Origin of the sequence: Nocardioides sp. S5 (assembly GCF_017310035.1) — a bacterium.
Classification (GTDB): Bacteria; Actinomycetota; Actinomycetes; order Propionibacteriales; family Nocardioidaceae; genus Nocardioides.
On the sequence record NZ_CP022296.1, the window covers coordinates 3085406 to 3101153 of the forward strand.

The window sequence follows — 15748 nt, forward strand, 5'->3', positions numbered from 1 at the left end:
TGCGCGGCGTCGTGTGTCACCCCCCTCCGGGGTGCGGCGTGCGACGATCGCCCTCATGGCGGAGAAGTCGGCGGAGAAGCGGATCGGCGTGTGCAACCTCTGCGAGGCCATCTGCGGCCTCGAGATCACGATCGAGGGGCGCGAGGTCGTCGGCGTGCGCGGCAACCCCGCCGACCCGCTCTCGCGCGGGCACGTGTGCCCCAAGGGAGTGGCCATCGGCGACGTGTACGCCGACCCCGACCGGTTGCGCCGGCCCGTGCGCCGTGTCGGCGAGGGTCCGGACGCGCGCTGGGAGGAGATCGGCTGGGACGAGGCCTTCGACCTGGTCGCCGACCGGCTGGCCGCCGTCATCAACGAGCACGGTGACGACGCGCTGGGGGTCTACCTCGGCAACCCCAACGCCCACAGCCTCGGCTCGATGACCCACGGCACCGCGATGTTCAAGTCCTTCCGGACGAAGAACCGCTACTCCGCGACCTCGGTGGACCAGCTCCCCCACCAGCTCGTGGCGCACCTGATGTTCGGCCACCAGCTCTTCCTCCCGGTCCCCGACATCGACCGGACGTCGTGGTTCCTGGTCGTCGGGGCGAACCCGATGGCCTCCAACGGCTCGCTGATGACGGTGCCGGACTTCCCCCAGCGCGTGCGCGACCTGCACGCGCGCGGAGGGCGGATGGTCGTCGTCGACCCGCGTCGCACCGAGACCGCGAAGGTCGCCGACGAGCACCACTTCGTGCGTCCCGGCACCGACGCGTGGGTGCTCCTCGCGATGCTGCACGTCCTGACGACCGAGGCTCAGCCGGAGGGTGGCCCGTCCGTGGCCGCGTACGCCGACGGGCTGGCGACGGTCGTCGACCTGGTCGCCGACTTCACCCCCGAGCGGGCCGAGGCGATGAGCGGGCTGCCGGCCGAGGAGGTCCGGCGCCTGGCCCGCGAGCTGGCGGCGGCCGACGCGGGCGTGGTCTACAGCCGGATCGGCGTCTCCGCGGGTCCGTGGGGCACGGTCTGCCAGTGGGCGGTCAACTGCCTCAACATCCTCACCGGCAACCTCGACCGCGTGGGCGGGGCGATGTTCACCACGCCGGCGATCGACGCGGTCGGCACCGGCCTGATCGGGCGCGGCCACCACGACGCGTGGCGCTCGCGGGTCCGCGACCTGCCGGAGACCGCCGGCGAGCTGCCGGTCTCGGCGCTGCGCGAGGAGATCGAGACGCCCGGCGAGGGCCAGGTGCGCGCGGTGCTGACCGTGGCCGGAAACCCGGTGCTGTCGACCCCCGACGGCGCCCGCCTGGACACGGCGCTGCGCGGGCTCGACTTCATGGCGGCGGTCGACATCTACGTCAACGAGACCACCCGCCACGCCGACGTCATCCTGCCGCCGACCACCGCGCTCGAGCGCGACCACTACGACCTGGTCTTCCACCTGCTGGCGGTGCGCGACACCGCGCGGTTCACCCCGGCGGTCTTCGAGAAGGAGGCCGACCAGCGCCACGACTGGCAGATCTTCCGGGAGATCACGCTGCGCACGACTGCGCGACTGGAGCGCAAGGCGCCGCTCAAGAAGCGCCTGGTCCAGCGCGCCCGGCTGACCGCGAGCCCGACCTTCCTCGTGGGCCAGCTCCTGCGTCGCGGCTCGAGCGGCGTCACGCTGAAGAAGCTGCGGGCGCGCCCGCAGGGCATCGACCTGGGGCCGCTCCGCGGCGGACAGCTGCCCGCTCGACTGCCGTCGAGGGGCAAGCGGGTGGACCTCGCCCCCGACCTCGTGGTCCGCGACGTCGCGCGGTTGGCCGCCGTGGAGGCACCGGGCGGCGACGGGCTGCTGCTCATCGGGCGGCGCCACCAGCGCGACTGCAACTCCTGGATGCACAACTCCGAGCGGCTGACCCGCGGCCGCCCGCGCCACCAGCTGCTGATGAACCCCGCCGACCTCGCCGACCGCGACATCACCGACGGCTCCCGGGTGCGCGTCACCTCCCGGGTGGGGTCGGTGGAGGTGGACGTGGCCGCCTCCGACGACCTCATGCCCGGGGTGGTCTCGCTCCCCCACGGCTACGGCCACGCGCGCGACGGCGTACGCATGGAGCGCAGCCGCGAGGTGCCGGGGGTCTCGGTCAACGACCTCACCGACCCCGAGCTCCTCGACGTGTCCGGCAACGCCGCGCTCAACGGCGTGCCGGTCGCCGTCACTGCCTGCTGACGCGCTCCTCGACGCAGCGGAGCCCCCGCCGAGGCTGGTCGGCGGGGGCTCCTGGTGCGACGGGGTGGAGGGACGGGGGTCAGCCTCCACCCAGCCGGGACCTAGACCTTCTCGGCCAGGACGGCGAGCACGTCGTCGGGCGTCTTCGCGGCGGCGAGCGCGGCGAGGCTGGCGTCGTCGGTGAACGCGCCGGCGAGGGCCTGGAGCACCGTGAGGTGGTCGTCCCCGGCGCCGGCGATGCCGACGACGTAGGTCGCCGGGCTGCCCTTCCAGTCGATCGGCTCGTCGTAGCGGATGAACGAGATGGCCGTGTGCCGGATGAGCGACTTGGCCTCGTTGGTGCCGTGCGGGATGGCGAGGCCGTTGCCCATGAAGGTGGAGACCGAGGTCTCGCGCTCGTGCATCGCGTCGACGTACGCCTGGTCGACGGCGCCGGCGGCCACGAGCAGCTGCCCGGCCTCGGTGATCGCGGCCTCGCGGTCGCGGGCCTGACCGCCCAGGACGATCGCCTCACGGCTCAGTACGTCACTCATCTGGCGCCTCTCTCTCGCAGTGGGTCAGCTGTCGGTGTCGCGTGCAGCCATCAGACCACACGGGCGGGCGCGGGGGCCCTGGGCCGAGGACCCGGCCCCCGTCGTGCGGGGACCGGGCCTCGGGGTCGATCAGGTGGTGCGGTTGTTCTGCTGGACCATCTCGACGATCTCCTCGTAGCGCGGGCTGCCCATGAAGTTGTCGACCGAGACGTGCACGGCGGACGGGGTCTTCAGGCGGGCCCGGTCGGTGAGGTCCTGGTGGGTGACCACCAGGTCGACGTCGTCCTCGAGGTTGGAGATGGCCTTGTTGACCACCGTCACCTCGGTGTGACCGGCGTCGTGGATCTTCTTCCGGAGCACCGAGGCGCCCATCGCCGACGAACCCATGCCGGCGTCGCAGGCGAAGACGATCGTGCGGATCTCCTGCGTCGCGGTGGCAGCCGTGGCCACGGCCCCACCGCCGCCGAGCGCAGAGGAGGCGATCGACGTCTTGCCCTTCATCGACTCCATGCTGGTCGTCGCAGCGGCCAGGTCGCCCTCGTCCTCGGCCTTGTCCATCTTCAGCAGGACGGCCGCGACCGCGAACGACGCGGCAGCTCCACCGATGACCGACAGGATGACGCCGATGTAGCTCCCACCCGGCGTCTGGATCAGCACCGCGATGATGGATCCCGGGGCAGCCGGCGCGCGGAGCCCGGAGTCGAACGCCAGGTTGATGAAGATCTGCGTCATGCCACCGGCGATCATCGCCAGGATCAGCTTCGGCTTCATCAGCACGTAGGGGAAGTAGATCTCGTGGATGCCGCCGACGAAGTGGATGAGCAGCGCGCCGGGTGCCGAGGCCCTGGCCGCGCCCTTGCCGAAGAACATGAAGGCCAGGAGCAGGCCGGCGCCCGCGGCGGGGTTCGCCTCGAGCAGGAACAGGATCGACTGGCCCTCGCTGGCCGCCTCGTTGGTTCCGAGCGGGGTGAGGATGCCCTGGTTGATCGCGTTGTTGAGGAAGAGCACCTTGGCCGGCTCGATGAAGACCGAGGTCAGGGGCAGCAGGCTGTTGCTGACGAGGAAGTCGATGACCTCCTCGGCGCGAGCGCTGAACCACGTCACGAACGGGCCTGCGACCACGAAGCCGACGATCGCCAGGATCATGCCCCAGATGCCGGCGGAGAAGTTGTTGACCAGCATCTCGAAGCCCGGTCGGATCTTGTGCGTCCACAGGGCGTCGAGCTTCTTCATCGACCAGCCGCCGAGCGGGCCCATGATCATCGCGCCGAGGAACATCGGCACGCCGGCGCCGGCGATGGCGCCCATGGTTGCGATGGCGCCGACGACGCCACCGCGGATGTTGTTGTCGTACATCATCCGGCCGCCGGTGTAGCCGATGAGCAGCGGCAGGAGATAGGTGATCATCGGTCCGACGACGCCGCCACCGGCGAAGTCGCCCCAGCCGCCGAACTCGGCGACCCAGCTGCCGGAGCCGAGCCAGGCGTTGTCGCCGCCGCCGAGGTTGAGCCAGCCGTTCTCGATGAAGAGAGCGGTGATCAGGCCCCAGGCGATGAAGGCGCCGATGTTCGGCAGGACCATGTTGGAGAGAAACGTGCCGAAACGCTGCACGTGCACGCGGGCTCCGGTGCGGGCCGCGGGTGTGGATGTCGTCGCCATGCTGATGTCCTCCAGGTGTGCGCGGGGGTGACCCCCATCACATGATGTCGTGATTAAACCTCACGATCGGGCACGTTGCCAAGCATTCGGGCATGAATTGTGCCCGAGTCTGTGGCTTTACCGAGCCTGGAGGCCCGCCACTAGCTGCTCAGCTGGCTGTCGAAGAGCGCCTTCTCCGCCTCGTCGTTCCACGTGCCGCCGGGCGACAGCTTCTCGGCGACCTGCGGCAGCGTCTCCTGCAGCTCGTCGAGCCCCATCAGAGGCAGGTCGTGGATCTGGGGGAAGATGAGGACCTTCCCGGAGTAGCTGCCCTCCACCAGGGCCCGGAGGCCGTCCTTGGCCGCCCGCATGCCGCCGACTGCACCCACGATCGACCCCGGCGAGAGCTCACCCCGGTTGGCCAGGTCCACCACCTGCTGCTGGTCGTGGATGGTGAGTCCCGAGGTCCCGGTGTACTGCGCGTTGTCGAGGTAGACCGCGCTCAGGTTCAACGGCGCCAGGGTGCCGTTGGGCACGCCTGCGAAGAAGACGAGCATGCCGTCGGGGTTCATCAGGGTGTCGGCCTCGGCCATCACGTCGGCGATGGGCACGCTGACCACCACGTCGTCGGCCCCCCGGCCGTCGGTGAGCCCCATGACGAAGTCGTGGAGGGACTGCTCCGAGGTCTGGGAGTTGAAGGTCACCAGCTCGCAGTCGTTGGCCTCCGCGAGGTGGGCCAGCCGGTCCTCGAGGCTCTTCAGCCGCTCGTCGCTCACCTCGGTGGCGACGATCGTGCGGGGACCGTCGGGCTGCTGGATGGCCCGCTGGACGTGCATGAGGCCCATGGGGCCGCCGGCGCCCACGAACACGGTGGTGCCACGCGGCCGCAGGTCGCAGCGGTTGCGCGCCTCTCCGTAGGAGGCGGCGATGTCCGGTCCCCGACCACCGAGGTAGGCGGTGTAGTCGTAGTGGAGCCGACCCACGTCGAGGTCCACCAGGCCGTCCAGGGCGGTCTCCCCCACCAGGTTGAGGGTGCCCCGTCGGGCGATGCGCGTGGCCACGGCACCCGCCGTCGCCGCGGACCGCGGGTCGAGCATGACGATGTCGTCGAAGCCGGCGCCGTCGGTCAGCTCGTCCACCAGCGCCTGGAAGTCCTCGGGGCCGAGACCGTCGCGCACGATCGTCCTGGTCGAGGTGCCCTCCACGAGCCGCGCCACCGAGGCGGGCACGTCGGTCAGCACGATCGTGTCCGGCGCGTCCAGGCCGGAGGAGAAGGCGTACTCCCGCTCGTCGCCGGGCCGGCCGATGATCCACATCGTCCCGCCGACCCTGGGCTCGAGGCGTCGACGCTGGGTGTAGGCCGCCATCACACAACCCCAGGGCTCCAGCGTGGACGCCTCGGCGTAGCCCATCGTGTCAGGGAGCGGCAGCAGGCACGCCCCGTCGTCGGTCTCGAGCATCTCCGCGCCCATGAGGTGGTACTGGATGAGTCCTCCGGGGATGGTGTAGCCGTAGGCCGTGCTCGTGCCGTCCTGGTAGATGTCGGGCTGCACGGCCAGGCGCTGGCCGGCGTGGTAGCGGTCCTGGAGGTTGTCGCCGACCTCGATGACGGTGAGGCTCACCTCGTGCCCGAGACGGGTGGGCTCGGCGGACAGGTCGCGGTCGTAGAGCTTCGGGTGGCTGCCGCCCTGGCGCATGATCTTCACGTCCGAGAAGCACAGGCCCACGCTGTCGATGCGCACCAGCATGTGGTCGGCGTCGGGCCGGGGCACCGGCACCAGCTCGGGCTGGTCGTCCCTGCCCATGTTGTCCTCGCCCGCACCCCACAGGTGCCAGGCCCAGCCCTGCTCCGGGAGGTCGACGTCGGCTGCGCGGTAGCGGTCGTACTGTGAGGTCATGCTTCCTCCGTGGTGAGGTGGTGGATGTCAGGGGACGGGGCCCAGAGCGCCAGCGGGCTCAGTGGCCCAGCAGCTCGCGGACCGCGGCACGTCCGGCCATCGGGTCCGCGGCACCGAGGGCCGCCTCGGCGGCGGCCTCGCAGGTCTCGAGGGTCACCTTGCCGAGCTGCGCCCCGACAGGGCGTACGGCGCGGGCAGCCATCGACAGCGACGAGATGCCCATGCCGATGAGCGCCGTCGCGAGCAGCGGGTCGGCGGCGGCCTCACCGCAGACGCCGACGGGCTTGCCCGCCTCGGTGCCGGCGTGCGCGGTGATCGCGATCAGCTGGAGCACCGCGGGCTGCCACGGGTCGGTGAGGTGCGCCAGGTCGGTGGCCATGCGGTCGGCGGCCATGGCGTACTGGGTGAGGTCGTTGGTGCCGATCGAGAGGAAGTCGACGACCTCGAGCATCCGGTGCGCCAGGAGCGCGGCGCTGGGGATCTCGACCATCACGCCGGCCTTGAGCCCCCGGGCGTGCACCTTCGCCGCGAAGTCGGCGGCCTCCGCGACCGTGGCGACCATCGGCGCCATCACCCAGGTCTCGGTGCCGGTGCGCTCGGCCGCGGCGGCGACCGCGTCGAGCTGGCGGTCCATGAGGCCGGGGTTGCCGAAGCTGAGCCGCAGGCCGCGCACGCCGAGGGCGGGGTTCTCCTCGCCCTCCTGCGTGGCGAACGCGATCGGCTTGTCGGAGCCTGCGTCGAGGGTGCGGACGACGACGTAACGGCCGTCGGAGTAGGGCGAGAGGACGCTCGCGTAGATGTCGGTCTGCTCCTCCACGCTCGGCTCGTCCTTGCGGTTGAGGAAGCACAGCTCGGTGCGGAACAGTCCCACACCCTGGACCGGCTCGGCGCCGGCCGAGGCGGACGAGGGCCCGTCGGCGACGTTGGCGAGCAGCTTGACCGGCAGGCCGTCGGCCGTGGCGGCCGGACCGCTCCAGTGGGCCAGCTCCTCGCGCAGCCGCCGGCTCTCCTCGACCCGGGTGCGTGCCTCCTCGGGGTCGGCGCCCTGCTCGATCGAGCCGGTCTCGCCGTCGACGACGACGAAGGTCCCGCTCGCGAGCTCCATGACACCGGCCGCCCCGACCACGCAGGGGATGCCGAGCTGGCGGGCGATGATCGCGGTGTGGCTCGTGGCGCCGCCCCGCTCGGTGACGAGGGCGGTGACGAGCTCGGGGTCGAGGCCGGAGGTGTCGCTGGGCGCGAGGTCCTCGGCCACGAGGATCGACGGCTCCGTCGGCGTGGGCACTCCGGGTGCGGGCTCGCCGACGAGGTGCGCCACGACCCGGCGCTCGATGTCACGCAGGTCGGTCACCCGCTCGGCCATCAGGCCGCCCATGTTGGTGAAGATCGTGGCGAACTGCTCCACCGCGCCCTGCACGGCCGCGACCGGACCCTGACCGGCATTGAGGTTCTTGGCCACCGCCGAGCGCAGGCCCTTGTCGCGGGCGAGGCCGGCGCTGGCGGTGAGCACCTCGGCGGCGGCGCCCTGCGCGGCGACCGCCTTGGTGGAGAAGGTCTCCGCCACGGCCGCTGCCGCGTCGTCGTACGCCGCCAGCGCGGCGTCGGCGTCGGCGAAGTCGCCGTCGCCGTAGCGGGCGATCGCGTCGGGCGAGACCTCGCCACGGACGTGGAGGACGGGGCCCGCGGCGACACCCGGCACGACCGGGGTCCCGCTCAGGACGTGCTCGGCTGTGGTCATGGACACACCGTAGATCACCGCGTTGTTGACAAGCAACACATTCGGGACTAAAACAACACATACACAGATTCGCCGGAAGGGGACCGATGTACGCCGAGGAACGCCAGCAGGCGATGGCCCACCTCATCAGCCGCCGCGGGCGCCTGTCGGTGGTCCAGCTGGCCGAGGAGTTCGAGGTCACGACCGAGACGGTTCGTCGCGACCTCTCCACCCTCGACCGGATGGGACTGGTCCGTCGTGTGCACGGGGGCGCCGTCCCCGCGGGCTCCCTCACGGTCATCGAGTCCGGCATCGTCGAGCGCGACCAGTCCAACACCCAGGCCAAGGAAGCCATCGCCAACGCCGCCGTCGCGCTCCTGCCCCCGCCCGACTCGGTCGTCGTCATCGACGCCGGCACCACCACCGCCCGCTTCGCCGCCGCGCTGCCGCGCGACCACCGCCTGATCGTGATCACGCACGCGGTCCCGGTGGCCACCAGGCTCGCGGGCCTGCCCCAGATCGAGCTGCACCTGCTGCCCGGCAAGGTGCGCCCCACCACCCACGCCGCCGTCGGCTCCGGCACCGTCGCCGCCCTCGCCGACCTGCGCGCGGACGTGGCGTTCATCGCCACCAACGGCCTCACCGTGGGCCACGGCCTGACGACGCCCGACAGCGACGAGGCGGCCACCAAGCGCGCCATGATCGCGTGCGCGCGTCGCACGGTCGTGCTGGCCGACTCGAGCAAGCTGGGCGTGGAGACGGCCGTGCGCTTCGCCACGCTCGACAGCCTGGACGTGCTCGTCACCGACAGCGACATCGAGGCCGCGGACCGCCGCGCGCTGGAATCCACCGGTTTAGAGGTAGTGGTCGCATGATCCTGACGCTGACGCCGAACCCCAGCTTCGACCGGACCGTCGCCCTCGACGGCGAGCTGGCCCGCGGCCAGGTCCACCGGGTCCTCTCGGTGACCTCCCAGGCGGGGGGCAAGGGGGTCAACATCTCCCGCGCGGCCGTCAGCGCCCACATCCCCAGCATCGCCGTCGTACCTGCCCTCAAGGACGACGCCTTCGTGCTCGAGCTGCTCGGCGCCGGCATCGACTGCCGCCCGGTGCGGCCCGCGGGCGACGTACGCGTCAACCTCACCATCACCGAGCCCGACGGCACCACCACCAAGCTCAACTCCCCCGGCGCCGAGGTGTCGCGCGACGACCTCGAGCGGATGGCGGAGGCGGTGCTGGCCCGCGCCGGCAACGCCGCGTGGACCGTGCTCGCGGGCTCGCTGCCGGCCGGTGCCCCGGTCGACTTCTACGCCGACCTCGTACGCCGCCTGCGCGCCGTCGGCGGGCACGTCGCCGTCGACACCAGCGACGCGCCGCTCCGGGCGCTCGTCGACGCGCTGCCGGAGGCGGCCCCCGACCTGATGAAACCCAACGGCGAGGAGCTGGCCTCCTTCACCGGCGGCGACCCCGACGAGCTCGAGGCGGACCCGGCCGCGACCGCCGTCGCCGCCCGCCAGCTCCTCGAGCGCGGCGTGGGCGCGGTGCTCGCCACCCTCGGTGGCAACGGCGCCGTGCTGGTGACCCCCGAGGGCGCGTGGCACGCCACCCCTCCCCCCACCACGGTCGTGAGCACCGTCGGTGCGGGCGACTCCAGCCTCTTCGGCTACCTGCTCGGCGACATCCGGGGCCTGCCCGCCCCGGAGCGCCTGGCACTGGCCGTCGCCTACGGCAGCGCCGCCGCAGGACTACCAGGAACCACCATCCCCCAGCCGTCGCAGCTACGCACCGAGCTCGTCGGCGTCACTCCACTCGGAGGCACCGCATGACCGCCCTCATCACCACAGACCTCGTCCGGCTGAGTGCCGACTGGGGGTCCGACAAGCACGACGTGATCCGTGCGCTGGCCGCCGTGGTCGGCGACGCCGGACGCGCCACGTCGGTCGACCAGCTCGTCGAGGACGCCTTCGCCCGCGAGGCGACGTCCGCGACCGGACTGCCCGGCGCGATCGCGATCCCCCACTGCCGGACCACCGGCGTGGAGGTCCCGACCCTCGCCTTCGCCCGCCTCGAGCCGCCGGTCGACTTCGGCGCCAAGGACGGCCCGGCCGACCTCGCCTTCCTCATCGCCGCACCCGCCGGCGGCGACGCCGACCACCTCACCATCCTCACCAAGCTGGCCCGCGCGCTGGTGAAGCCCGCCTTCACCGACGCCCTGCGCGCCGCCGGGTCGGACGAGGAGGTCGTCGACCTCATCGCCCACGAGCTCGGCGAGCCCGCCGCCACCAGGCCCGCGCCCGCCTCGGGTGCACCGTCCGGGGCGGCCACCCCGACCGGTGGCGAGACCACCGTGCCGGGCCAGGCCGACGCGTCGACCCCCAGCGCCGGGGACGTCGCCACCACCACCGATGCTGCGGGCGTCAAGCCCTCCCTGGTCGCCGTCACCGCCTGCCCGACGGGGATCGCGCACACTTACATGGCGGCCGAGGCTCTGGAGGCCGCCGCCGAGCGCGCCGGCGTCGAGCTCCACGTCGAGACGCAGGGCTCGGCCGGATCGACCCCGCTGGCTCCGGCGACGATCGCTGCTGCCGGCGCCGTGATCTTCGCCGTCGACGTGGGCGTGCGCGACCGGTCCCGCTTCGCTGGCAAGCCGATGGTGAGCTCGAGCGTCAAGCGTCCGATCGACGATGCCGACGCGATGATCGCCGAGGCGCTGCGCTACGCCGCCGACCCGTCGGGCTCCCCGAGGGTCGAGGGCGAGGCGGGCACCGCCGACTCCGCCGCCACCGGGCAGGAGACCTGGGGCGGGCGCACCCGGCGCGTGCTGATGACCGGTGTCTCCTACATGATCCCCTTCGTCGCGGCGGGCGGCCTGCTGATCGCGCTCAGCTTCCTGCTCGGCGGCTACGAGATCGTCGGCCCCTACGGCGACATCGCCGTGGACAACACCCTCCTCGACCCGCCCGACGTCGACGCCCTCGGCCTCGACCACGCGCTGTTCGGCTCAGGGGTGCTGGCCTACATCGGGGCCATCTTCTTCATCATCGGCAAGACGGCGTTCATGTTCTTCGTGCCCGCCCTGGCCGGCTACATCGCCTACGCCATCGCGGACCGCCCCGGCATCGCGCCCGGCTTCGTGATGGGCGGCCTCGCGATCAACATCTTCAACGTGCAGACGTCCGGCGACGACCCGGTCGGCCTGGCCCAGACCGGGTTCCTCGGCGCCATCGTCGGCGGCGTGCTCGCCGGCGTGATCGCGCACTGGCTCCAGCAGCGCAAGGTGCCCACCTGGGCGCGCGGCCTGATGCCCGTCCTGGTGATCCCGCTGGTCACCTCGATCATCGCCGGCCTCCTGATGGTCCTCGTCTTCGGCAAGCCGATCGCGTGGCTGATGACCCAGCTCAGCGACGGCCTCAACAGCATGAGCGGCTCGAATGCCGTGGCGCTCGGCGTCATCCTCGGCCTGATGATGGCCTTCGACATGGGTGGCCCCCTCAACAAGGTGGCCTACAGCTTCGCGGCCGCCGGTGTCGGCACCGCTGCAGCCGCCTCCGCGGACGCCCCCGAGCTGAAGATCATGGCCGCGGTGATGCTGGCCGGCATGGTGCCGCCCATCGCGCTGGCGCTGTCCACCGTGGTGCGCCCCGGGCTCTACACCCAGGCCGAGCGGGAGAACGGCAAGGCCGGCTGGCTGCTCGGCGCATCCTTCATCACGGAGGGCGCGATCCCCTTCGCGGCCGCCGACCCGCTGCGGGTGATCCCGGCGATCATGGCCGGCAGCGCCGTCACGGGCGGGCTGTCCATGGCCCTCGACGTCTCCGTCCGCGCTCCCCACGGAGGCATCTTCGTGCTCTTCGCGGTGTCCAACATCGTCGGCTACCTGATCTCGCTGGCCGCGGGCGTCCTCGTGGGTGCTGGGCTGGTCACCGCCCTGAAGAGCGTCGGCAGCAGCGACGCCGACGTCGCTACTGTCTGACCCACCAGTCCGCTCGACCAAGACACCTAGGAGAACCATGCCCAGCAAGTCCGTCGTCGTCGGCTCCGCCGTCGGCCTCCACGCCCGTCCCGCCGCGATCATCGCCGAGAAGGCCGGTGAGCTCGGCTCCGACGTCACCATCAACGGTGTCGACGCGAGCTCGTCGCTGATGATCATGACCCTGGGAGCCGGCAACGGCGACACCGTCGAGGTGGCCGGGGACGACCAGGCCGCCGTCGACACGATCGCTGCGCTCGTCGAGCAGGACCTCGACGCCTGAGGCCCCTCCTCCCCTGACCGCCGTGGGCGGCGTACGAGCGGGACCCCGAGCTGCGCCGGGGTCGACCTCGTACGTCGCCCGCGCGCGTCAGCCGTGCTCGCGCAGGGCCAGGTACACGGCACGGATGCCGACGGCTCGTTCCATCTCGTGCAGCACGGTGCCGAAGAACTGCTCGCGATAGGTCTCGTCGGTGACGGTGGCGACCGTGAGGTAGAGCGCCGAGAACGCTGCCAGGAAGATCGAGACCTGGAACAGCTCGATGGTGAGGTTCGCGGTCGGCTCGCCGATCCAGGTCTCGACGACGTCGTCACGCATGACCATCGAGCCGAAGAGCATGAAGAACAGGAAGACCGTGGCCGAGAGCAGCAGGACCTGGACCGCCTGGATCACCAGCAGCACCAGCACCAGGTTCCAGCGCTCGAAGCCGTGGACCTCGGCGTAGGCCGCCGGGTCGGCCTCAGGGTCCTCGACCAGGTCACGCGCAGCGCCCTCCAGCGGAGTGCCTCGGCACGCGAGGAGCAGCAACGCGTCGTCGACCTGGTCGTCCGTCCGGTCGACCTCCTCGGGCAGGCGCACCAGCAGGAACAGGGTGGCGAGGACCCCGAAGAGGAGGGCGACGAGCCACAGCGCGGCGCCGTCCTGGCGCGACGAGACCTGCCAGACCTCGGCGTTGATGAAGAGGAACGTCACGAAGATCAGGAGGAGCGGAAGGGCGCGCGTCATCATCGGCAGCACGGTCCGCAGGCTGCCGAAGGCACGATGCAGCGCCCACCGCAGGATCGGGCGGGCGTTGAGCGCGGTCAGGGCGTACCAGCCGGCCGCGAGCATGCCGAGCGTCACGGCGGTCGCCGGGGCGAGGGTCAGCTGGCCGGAGACGATGGCGAGAGCGACCCCGGCGCCTGCTGCGGCCAAGCCGGTCAGCACGACAAGAGGCACGGTGCGTCCGAGCCGGAGCGCGTCCCGGGCGCCGGCACGCTGCTCCGGCACGAAGTACGGCAGTCCGTGGGCGAGGAACCACGAGTCGGTCGCCACCAGCCGCGGATCAACCACGCAGCACCTCGCGCGCCCGGCGTACGTCGTCGTGCATGGTCTCCACCAGCGCCTCGATGCCCTCGAACTTCACCATCCCGCGCAGCCGGTCGACGAAGGCCACCTCCACCTCGACACCGTAGAGCTCGAGGTCGTCGCGGTCGAGCACGTAGGACTCCACGCGCCGCTCGCGCTCGCCGTCGAAGGTGGGGTTGGTGCCGACCGAGATCGCCGCCGGGTAGCGCTCGCCGGTGTCGAGCCGCGTGAGCCAGCCGGCGTAGACGCCGTCGGCCGGTGCCGCGTCGACCGGCGGGACCGGCACGTTGGCGGTCGGGTAGCCGAGCTCGCGGCCGCGCTTGTCGCCCTCGACCACGGTGCCGCGCACGGTGAACGGACGCCCCAGGGCCTCCGAGGCACCGGCCACGTCGCCGGTGGCCAGGCACTGCCGGACGTAGGTCGAGCTCCACACCTGCGGACCCCCGTCGAGGGTGACGCCGATCGTCTCGAAGCCGCGCGTCGCGCCGGCCTCGACGAGCGTCGCGACCTCTCCCGCGGCCTTGGCGCCGAAGCGGAAGTTGGCGCCCACGACGACGGCAGCGGCGTGGAGCGTGCCGACCAGGATCCGGTCGATGAAGTCCTGCGGCGACCAGCACGCGACCTCCCGGTCGAAGGCGACCACCAGGATCGCGTCGACCCCGGCGTGCTCCAGCAGGCGCGCCCGGGTGCGGATGGAGGTCAAGGTCGGCGGTGCGTGCTCCGGGCGCAGCACAGCCATCGGGTGGGGATCGAAGGTGACCGCCACCACCGTGTCGACGCCGAGGCGCTCGGCGGTCTCACGGGCCTCGCGGAGCACGTGGGCGTGGCCCAGGTGCACGCCGTCGAAGTTGCCGATGCTGACCACCGTGCGGCCGAGGTCGGCCGGCACGTCGTCGACGTCTCGCCAGATCTGCACGGCGGAAGCCTACTGGCGCACGACGCGCGGTCCGGGCGGTCCCCCGCTCAGACGAAGACGGCCACGGCGCGGGCTCGTTCGCCGCGCTGCTCGTAGAGCGCGAGGAACTGTCCGTCCGGCGCGAACACCGCGTGGGGTGCGTCCGCGGGCAGGGTGAGGTCCAGGGCACGTCCGACCCGCACGTCGGCGGCCTGCTCCTCGTCGAGGTCGACAGCGGGGAAGCTCGCCCGGGCGGCCACCGCGATCGGCACGACGGTGAAGTCGTCGGACAGCTCGTCGAGGGTGCGTGCGACGTCGAGTCCGAAGGGGCCCACTGCCGTACGCCGCAGCGCCGTCAGGTGCCCACCCACCCCGAGCGCGGCGCCGACGTCCCGCGCGATCGCGCGGATGTAGGTGCCCGAGGAGCACCGAACCGAGACGTCGACGTCGAGGAACTCGCCCACGACCCGCTGGTCGTGGACCTCGAGCGCGTGGATCGTCACCGGCCGCGCCTTCAGCTCCACCTGCTCGCCGTCACGTACGCGGGCGTAGGCCCGCTTGCCGTCGACCTTGATCGCGCTGACGGCAGTGGGGACCTGCTCGATGTCGCCCACGAGCTCCTCGAACTCGGTCTGGACGAGGCCCGGCTGCAACCACGAGGCGCCGATGTCACTCACCGCGACGACCTCGCCCTCCGCGTCGTCCGTCGTGGTCGAGGAGCCGAGCCGCACCGTGGCGTCGTACGACTTCTCGGTCAGCATCAGGTGGCCGAGCAGCCGGGTGGCGCGGTCGACGCCGAGCACCAGCACGCCGGTGGCCATCGGGTCGAGGGTGCCGGCGTGCCCCACCTTGCGGGTGCCTGCCAGCCGACGTACCCGCGCCACGACGTCGTGCGACGTCATGCCCGGGGACTTGTCGACCACGACCAGTCCGGGGTCGACCATCAGGCGCGGTCGTCCTCGTCGTCGAGGTCGTCCTCGTCGTCGTCGAGGTCGTCGTCCTCGTCGATCACGCGGGGCTTCTTGTAGGGGTCGGCCTCGCCGGCGTACGCCTCGACGCGGCGGGCCGCGACCTCCTCGTCCTGCTGCTTCGCGCGGGCCAGGACCTCCTCCAGCTCGCGGGCGCTCTCGGGGAGGGCGTCGGGGATGAAGGTGAGGGTCGGCACGATGCGCATGCCGAGCTGCTTGGCGACCTCGGAACGGATGACGCCCTTGGCCGACTCGAGAGCGGCGGCGGTGCTGGCGCGCTCCTCCTCGGCACCGAGGACGGTGTAGAAGATCGAGGCCTGCTGCGAGTCGCCCGTGACGCGGACGTCGGTGACGGTGACGAAACCGAGGCGCGGGTCCTTGATCCGACGCTCGAGCATCTCGGCGACGATGACCTGGATCCGGTCGGCGATCTTGCGGACGCGGGGGTTGCTCATGGGCTCACTCTCTCAAACAGTGGTGACCGGGCACTTCCTCGCGCTGACACGCGCTGACCGGGCGGTTCCTCGCGGTGTAGCGCGAGGAACCGCCCGGTCGACTCTGTGCAGCGCGAGCAAGTGCCCGCTC

General features: G+C 71.9%; 13 protein-coding genes. 5 read left to right on the forward strand and 8 right to left on the reverse strand.

Annotation, left to right across the window (positions count from 1 at the left end):
* The first annotated feature begins 55 nt into the window (after positions 1–55).
* The gene (locus CFI00_RS15265) at positions 56–2197 is read left to right on the forward strand and encodes a molybdopterin-dependent oxidoreductase (RefSeq protein ID WP_207081939.1); all 2142 of its coding nucleotides are present in this window, start codon (positions 56–58) and stop codon (positions 2195–2197) included.
* Positions 2198–2298: 101 nt separating this feature from the next.
* On the opposite strand, the gene CFI00_RS15270 is transcribed toward CFI00_RS15265, so the two are convergent.
* From CFI00_RS15270 to ptsP, 4 genes are all read right to left on the reverse strand, one after another.
* Complete coding sequence (locus CFI00_RS15270; RefSeq protein ID WP_207081940.1) at positions 2299–2730, reverse strand: PTS sugar transporter subunit IIA; 432 nt, start codon at positions 2728–2730, stop codon at positions 2299–2301.
* A gap of 129 nt (positions 2731–2859) precedes the next feature.
* Positions 2860–4389 carry a PTS transporter subunit EIIC gene (locus CFI00_RS15275; protein ID WP_207081941.1) on the reverse strand — a complete coding sequence of 510 codons (1530 nt, stop codon included), beginning with the start codon at positions 4387–4389 and terminating at the stop codon, positions 2860–2862.
* Positions 4390–4529: 140 nt separating this feature from the next.
* Entirely contained in the window at positions 4530–6266 is a 1737-nt protein-coding gene (locus CFI00_RS15280) for an alcohol dehydrogenase catalytic domain-containing protein (RefSeq protein ID WP_207081942.1), read from the reverse strand.
* Positions 6267–6324: 58 nt separating this feature from the next.
* Positions 6325–8004 (reverse strand): phosphoenolpyruvate--protein phosphotransferase, encoded by a 1680-nt coding sequence (gene ptsP / locus CFI00_RS15285; protein ID WP_207081943.1) that lies wholly within the window; start codon positions 8002–8004, stop codon positions 6325–6327.
* Positions 8005–8090: 86 nt separating this feature from the next.
* On the opposite strand from ptsP, the gene CFI00_RS15290 reads away from it, so the two are divergent.
* The 4 genes from CFI00_RS15290 to CFI00_RS15305 are packed head-to-tail and all read left to right on the forward strand — an operon-like array spanning position 8091 to position 12235.
* Positions 8091–8858 (forward strand): DeoR/GlpR family DNA-binding transcription regulator, encoded by a 768-nt coding sequence (locus tag CFI00_RS15290; protein WP_207081944.1) that lies wholly within the window; start codon positions 8091–8093, stop codon positions 8856–8858.
* Entirely contained in the window at positions 8855–9808 is a 954-nt protein-coding gene (locus CFI00_RS15295; RefSeq protein ID WP_207081945.1) for a 1-phosphofructokinase family hexose kinase, read from the forward strand. Before CFI00_RS15290 ends, CFI00_RS15295 begins: the two co-directional genes overlap by 4 nt.
* Entirely contained in the window at positions 9805–11955 is a 2151-nt protein-coding gene (locus tag CFI00_RS15300; RefSeq protein WP_207081946.1) for a fructose-specific PTS transporter subunit EIIC, read from the forward strand. The genes CFI00_RS15295 and CFI00_RS15300 overlap by 4 nt, the downstream gene beginning before the upstream one ends.
* A gap of 37 nt (positions 11956–11992) precedes the next feature.
* On the forward strand, positions 11993–12235 hold the full coding sequence (locus CFI00_RS15305; protein WP_129425779.1) for an HPr family phosphocarrier protein: 243 nt from the start codon (positions 11993–11995) through the stop codon (positions 12233–12235).
* Positions 12236–12322: 87 nt separating this feature from the next.
* Here the strand turns inward: CFI00_RS15305 and CFI00_RS15310 are convergent, their stop codons facing one another.
* The 4 genes from CFI00_RS15310 to rbfA are packed head-to-tail and all read right to left on the reverse strand — an operon-like array spanning position 12323 to position 15618.
* Positions 12323–13285 carry a hypothetical protein gene (locus CFI00_RS15310; protein ID WP_207081947.1) on the reverse strand — a complete coding sequence of 321 codons (963 nt, stop codon included), beginning with the start codon at positions 13283–13285 and terminating at the stop codon, positions 12323–12325.
* Positions 13278–14216 carry a bifunctional riboflavin kinase/FAD synthetase gene (locus tag CFI00_RS15315; protein ID WP_207081948.1) on the reverse strand — a complete coding sequence of 313 codons (939 nt, stop codon included), beginning with the start codon at positions 14214–14216 and terminating at the stop codon, positions 13278–13280. The genes CFI00_RS15310 and CFI00_RS15315 overlap by 8 nt, the downstream gene beginning before the upstream one ends.
* Before the next feature lie 47 nt (positions 14217–14263).
* Positions 14264–15139 (reverse strand): tRNA pseudouridine(55) synthase TruB, encoded by an 876-nt coding sequence (truB, locus tag CFI00_RS15320; RefSeq protein ID WP_207081949.1) that lies wholly within the window; start codon positions 15137–15139, stop codon positions 14264–14266.
* Complete coding sequence (gene rbfA, locus CFI00_RS15325; RefSeq protein ID WP_207081950.1) at positions 15139–15618, reverse strand: 30S ribosome-binding factor RbfA; 480 nt, start codon at positions 15616–15618, stop codon at positions 15139–15141. Before rbfA ends, truB begins: the two co-directional genes overlap by 1 nt.
* Positions 15619–15748: the final 130 nt, after the last annotated feature.

Excerpts from the sequence above, each read along its gene's own strand:
- CFI00_RS15290 (WP_207081944.1), top strand. The coding sequence starts at position 8,091 with ATGTACGCCGAGGAACGCCAGCAGGCGATGGCCCACCTCATCAGCCGC.
- truB (WP_207081949.1), bottom strand. The coding sequence starts at position 15,139 with ATGGTCGACCCCGGACTGGTCGTGGTCGACAAGTCCCCGGGCATGACG.
- CFI00_RS15270 (WP_207081940.1), bottom strand. The coding sequence starts at position 2,730 with ATGAGTGACGTACTGAGCCGTGAGGCGATCGTCCTGGGCGGTCAGGCC.
- CFI00_RS15305 (WP_129425779.1), top strand. The coding sequence starts at position 11,993 with ATGCCCAGCAAGTCCGTCGTCGTCGGCTCCGCCGTCGGCCTCCACGCC.
- CFI00_RS15295 (WP_207081945.1), top strand. The coding sequence starts at position 8,855 with ATGATCCTGACGCTGACGCCGAACCCCAGCTTCGACCGGACCGTCGCC.
- ptsP (WP_207081943.1), bottom strand. The coding sequence starts at position 8,004 with ATGACCACAGCCGAGCACGTCCTGAGCGGGACCCCGGTCGTGCCGGGT.
- CFI00_RS15275 (WP_207081941.1), bottom strand. The coding sequence starts at position 4,389 with ATGGCGACGACATCCACACCCGCGGCCCGCACCGGAGCCCGCGTGCAC.
- CFI00_RS15300 (WP_207081946.1), top strand. The coding sequence starts at position 9,805 with ATGACCGCCCTCATCACCACAGACCTCGTCCGGCTGAGTGCCGACTGG.
- CFI00_RS15280 (WP_207081942.1), bottom strand. The coding sequence starts at position 6,266 with ATGACCTCACAGTACGACCGCTACCGCGCAGCCGACGTCGACCTCCCG.
- CFI00_RS15265 (WP_207081939.1), top strand. The coding sequence starts at position 56 with ATGGCGGAGAAGTCGGCGGAGAAGCGGATCGGCGTGTGCAACCTCTGC.
- rbfA (WP_207081950.1), bottom strand. The coding sequence starts at position 15,618 with ATGAGCAACCCCCGCGTCCGCAAGATCGCCGACCGGATCCAGGTCATC.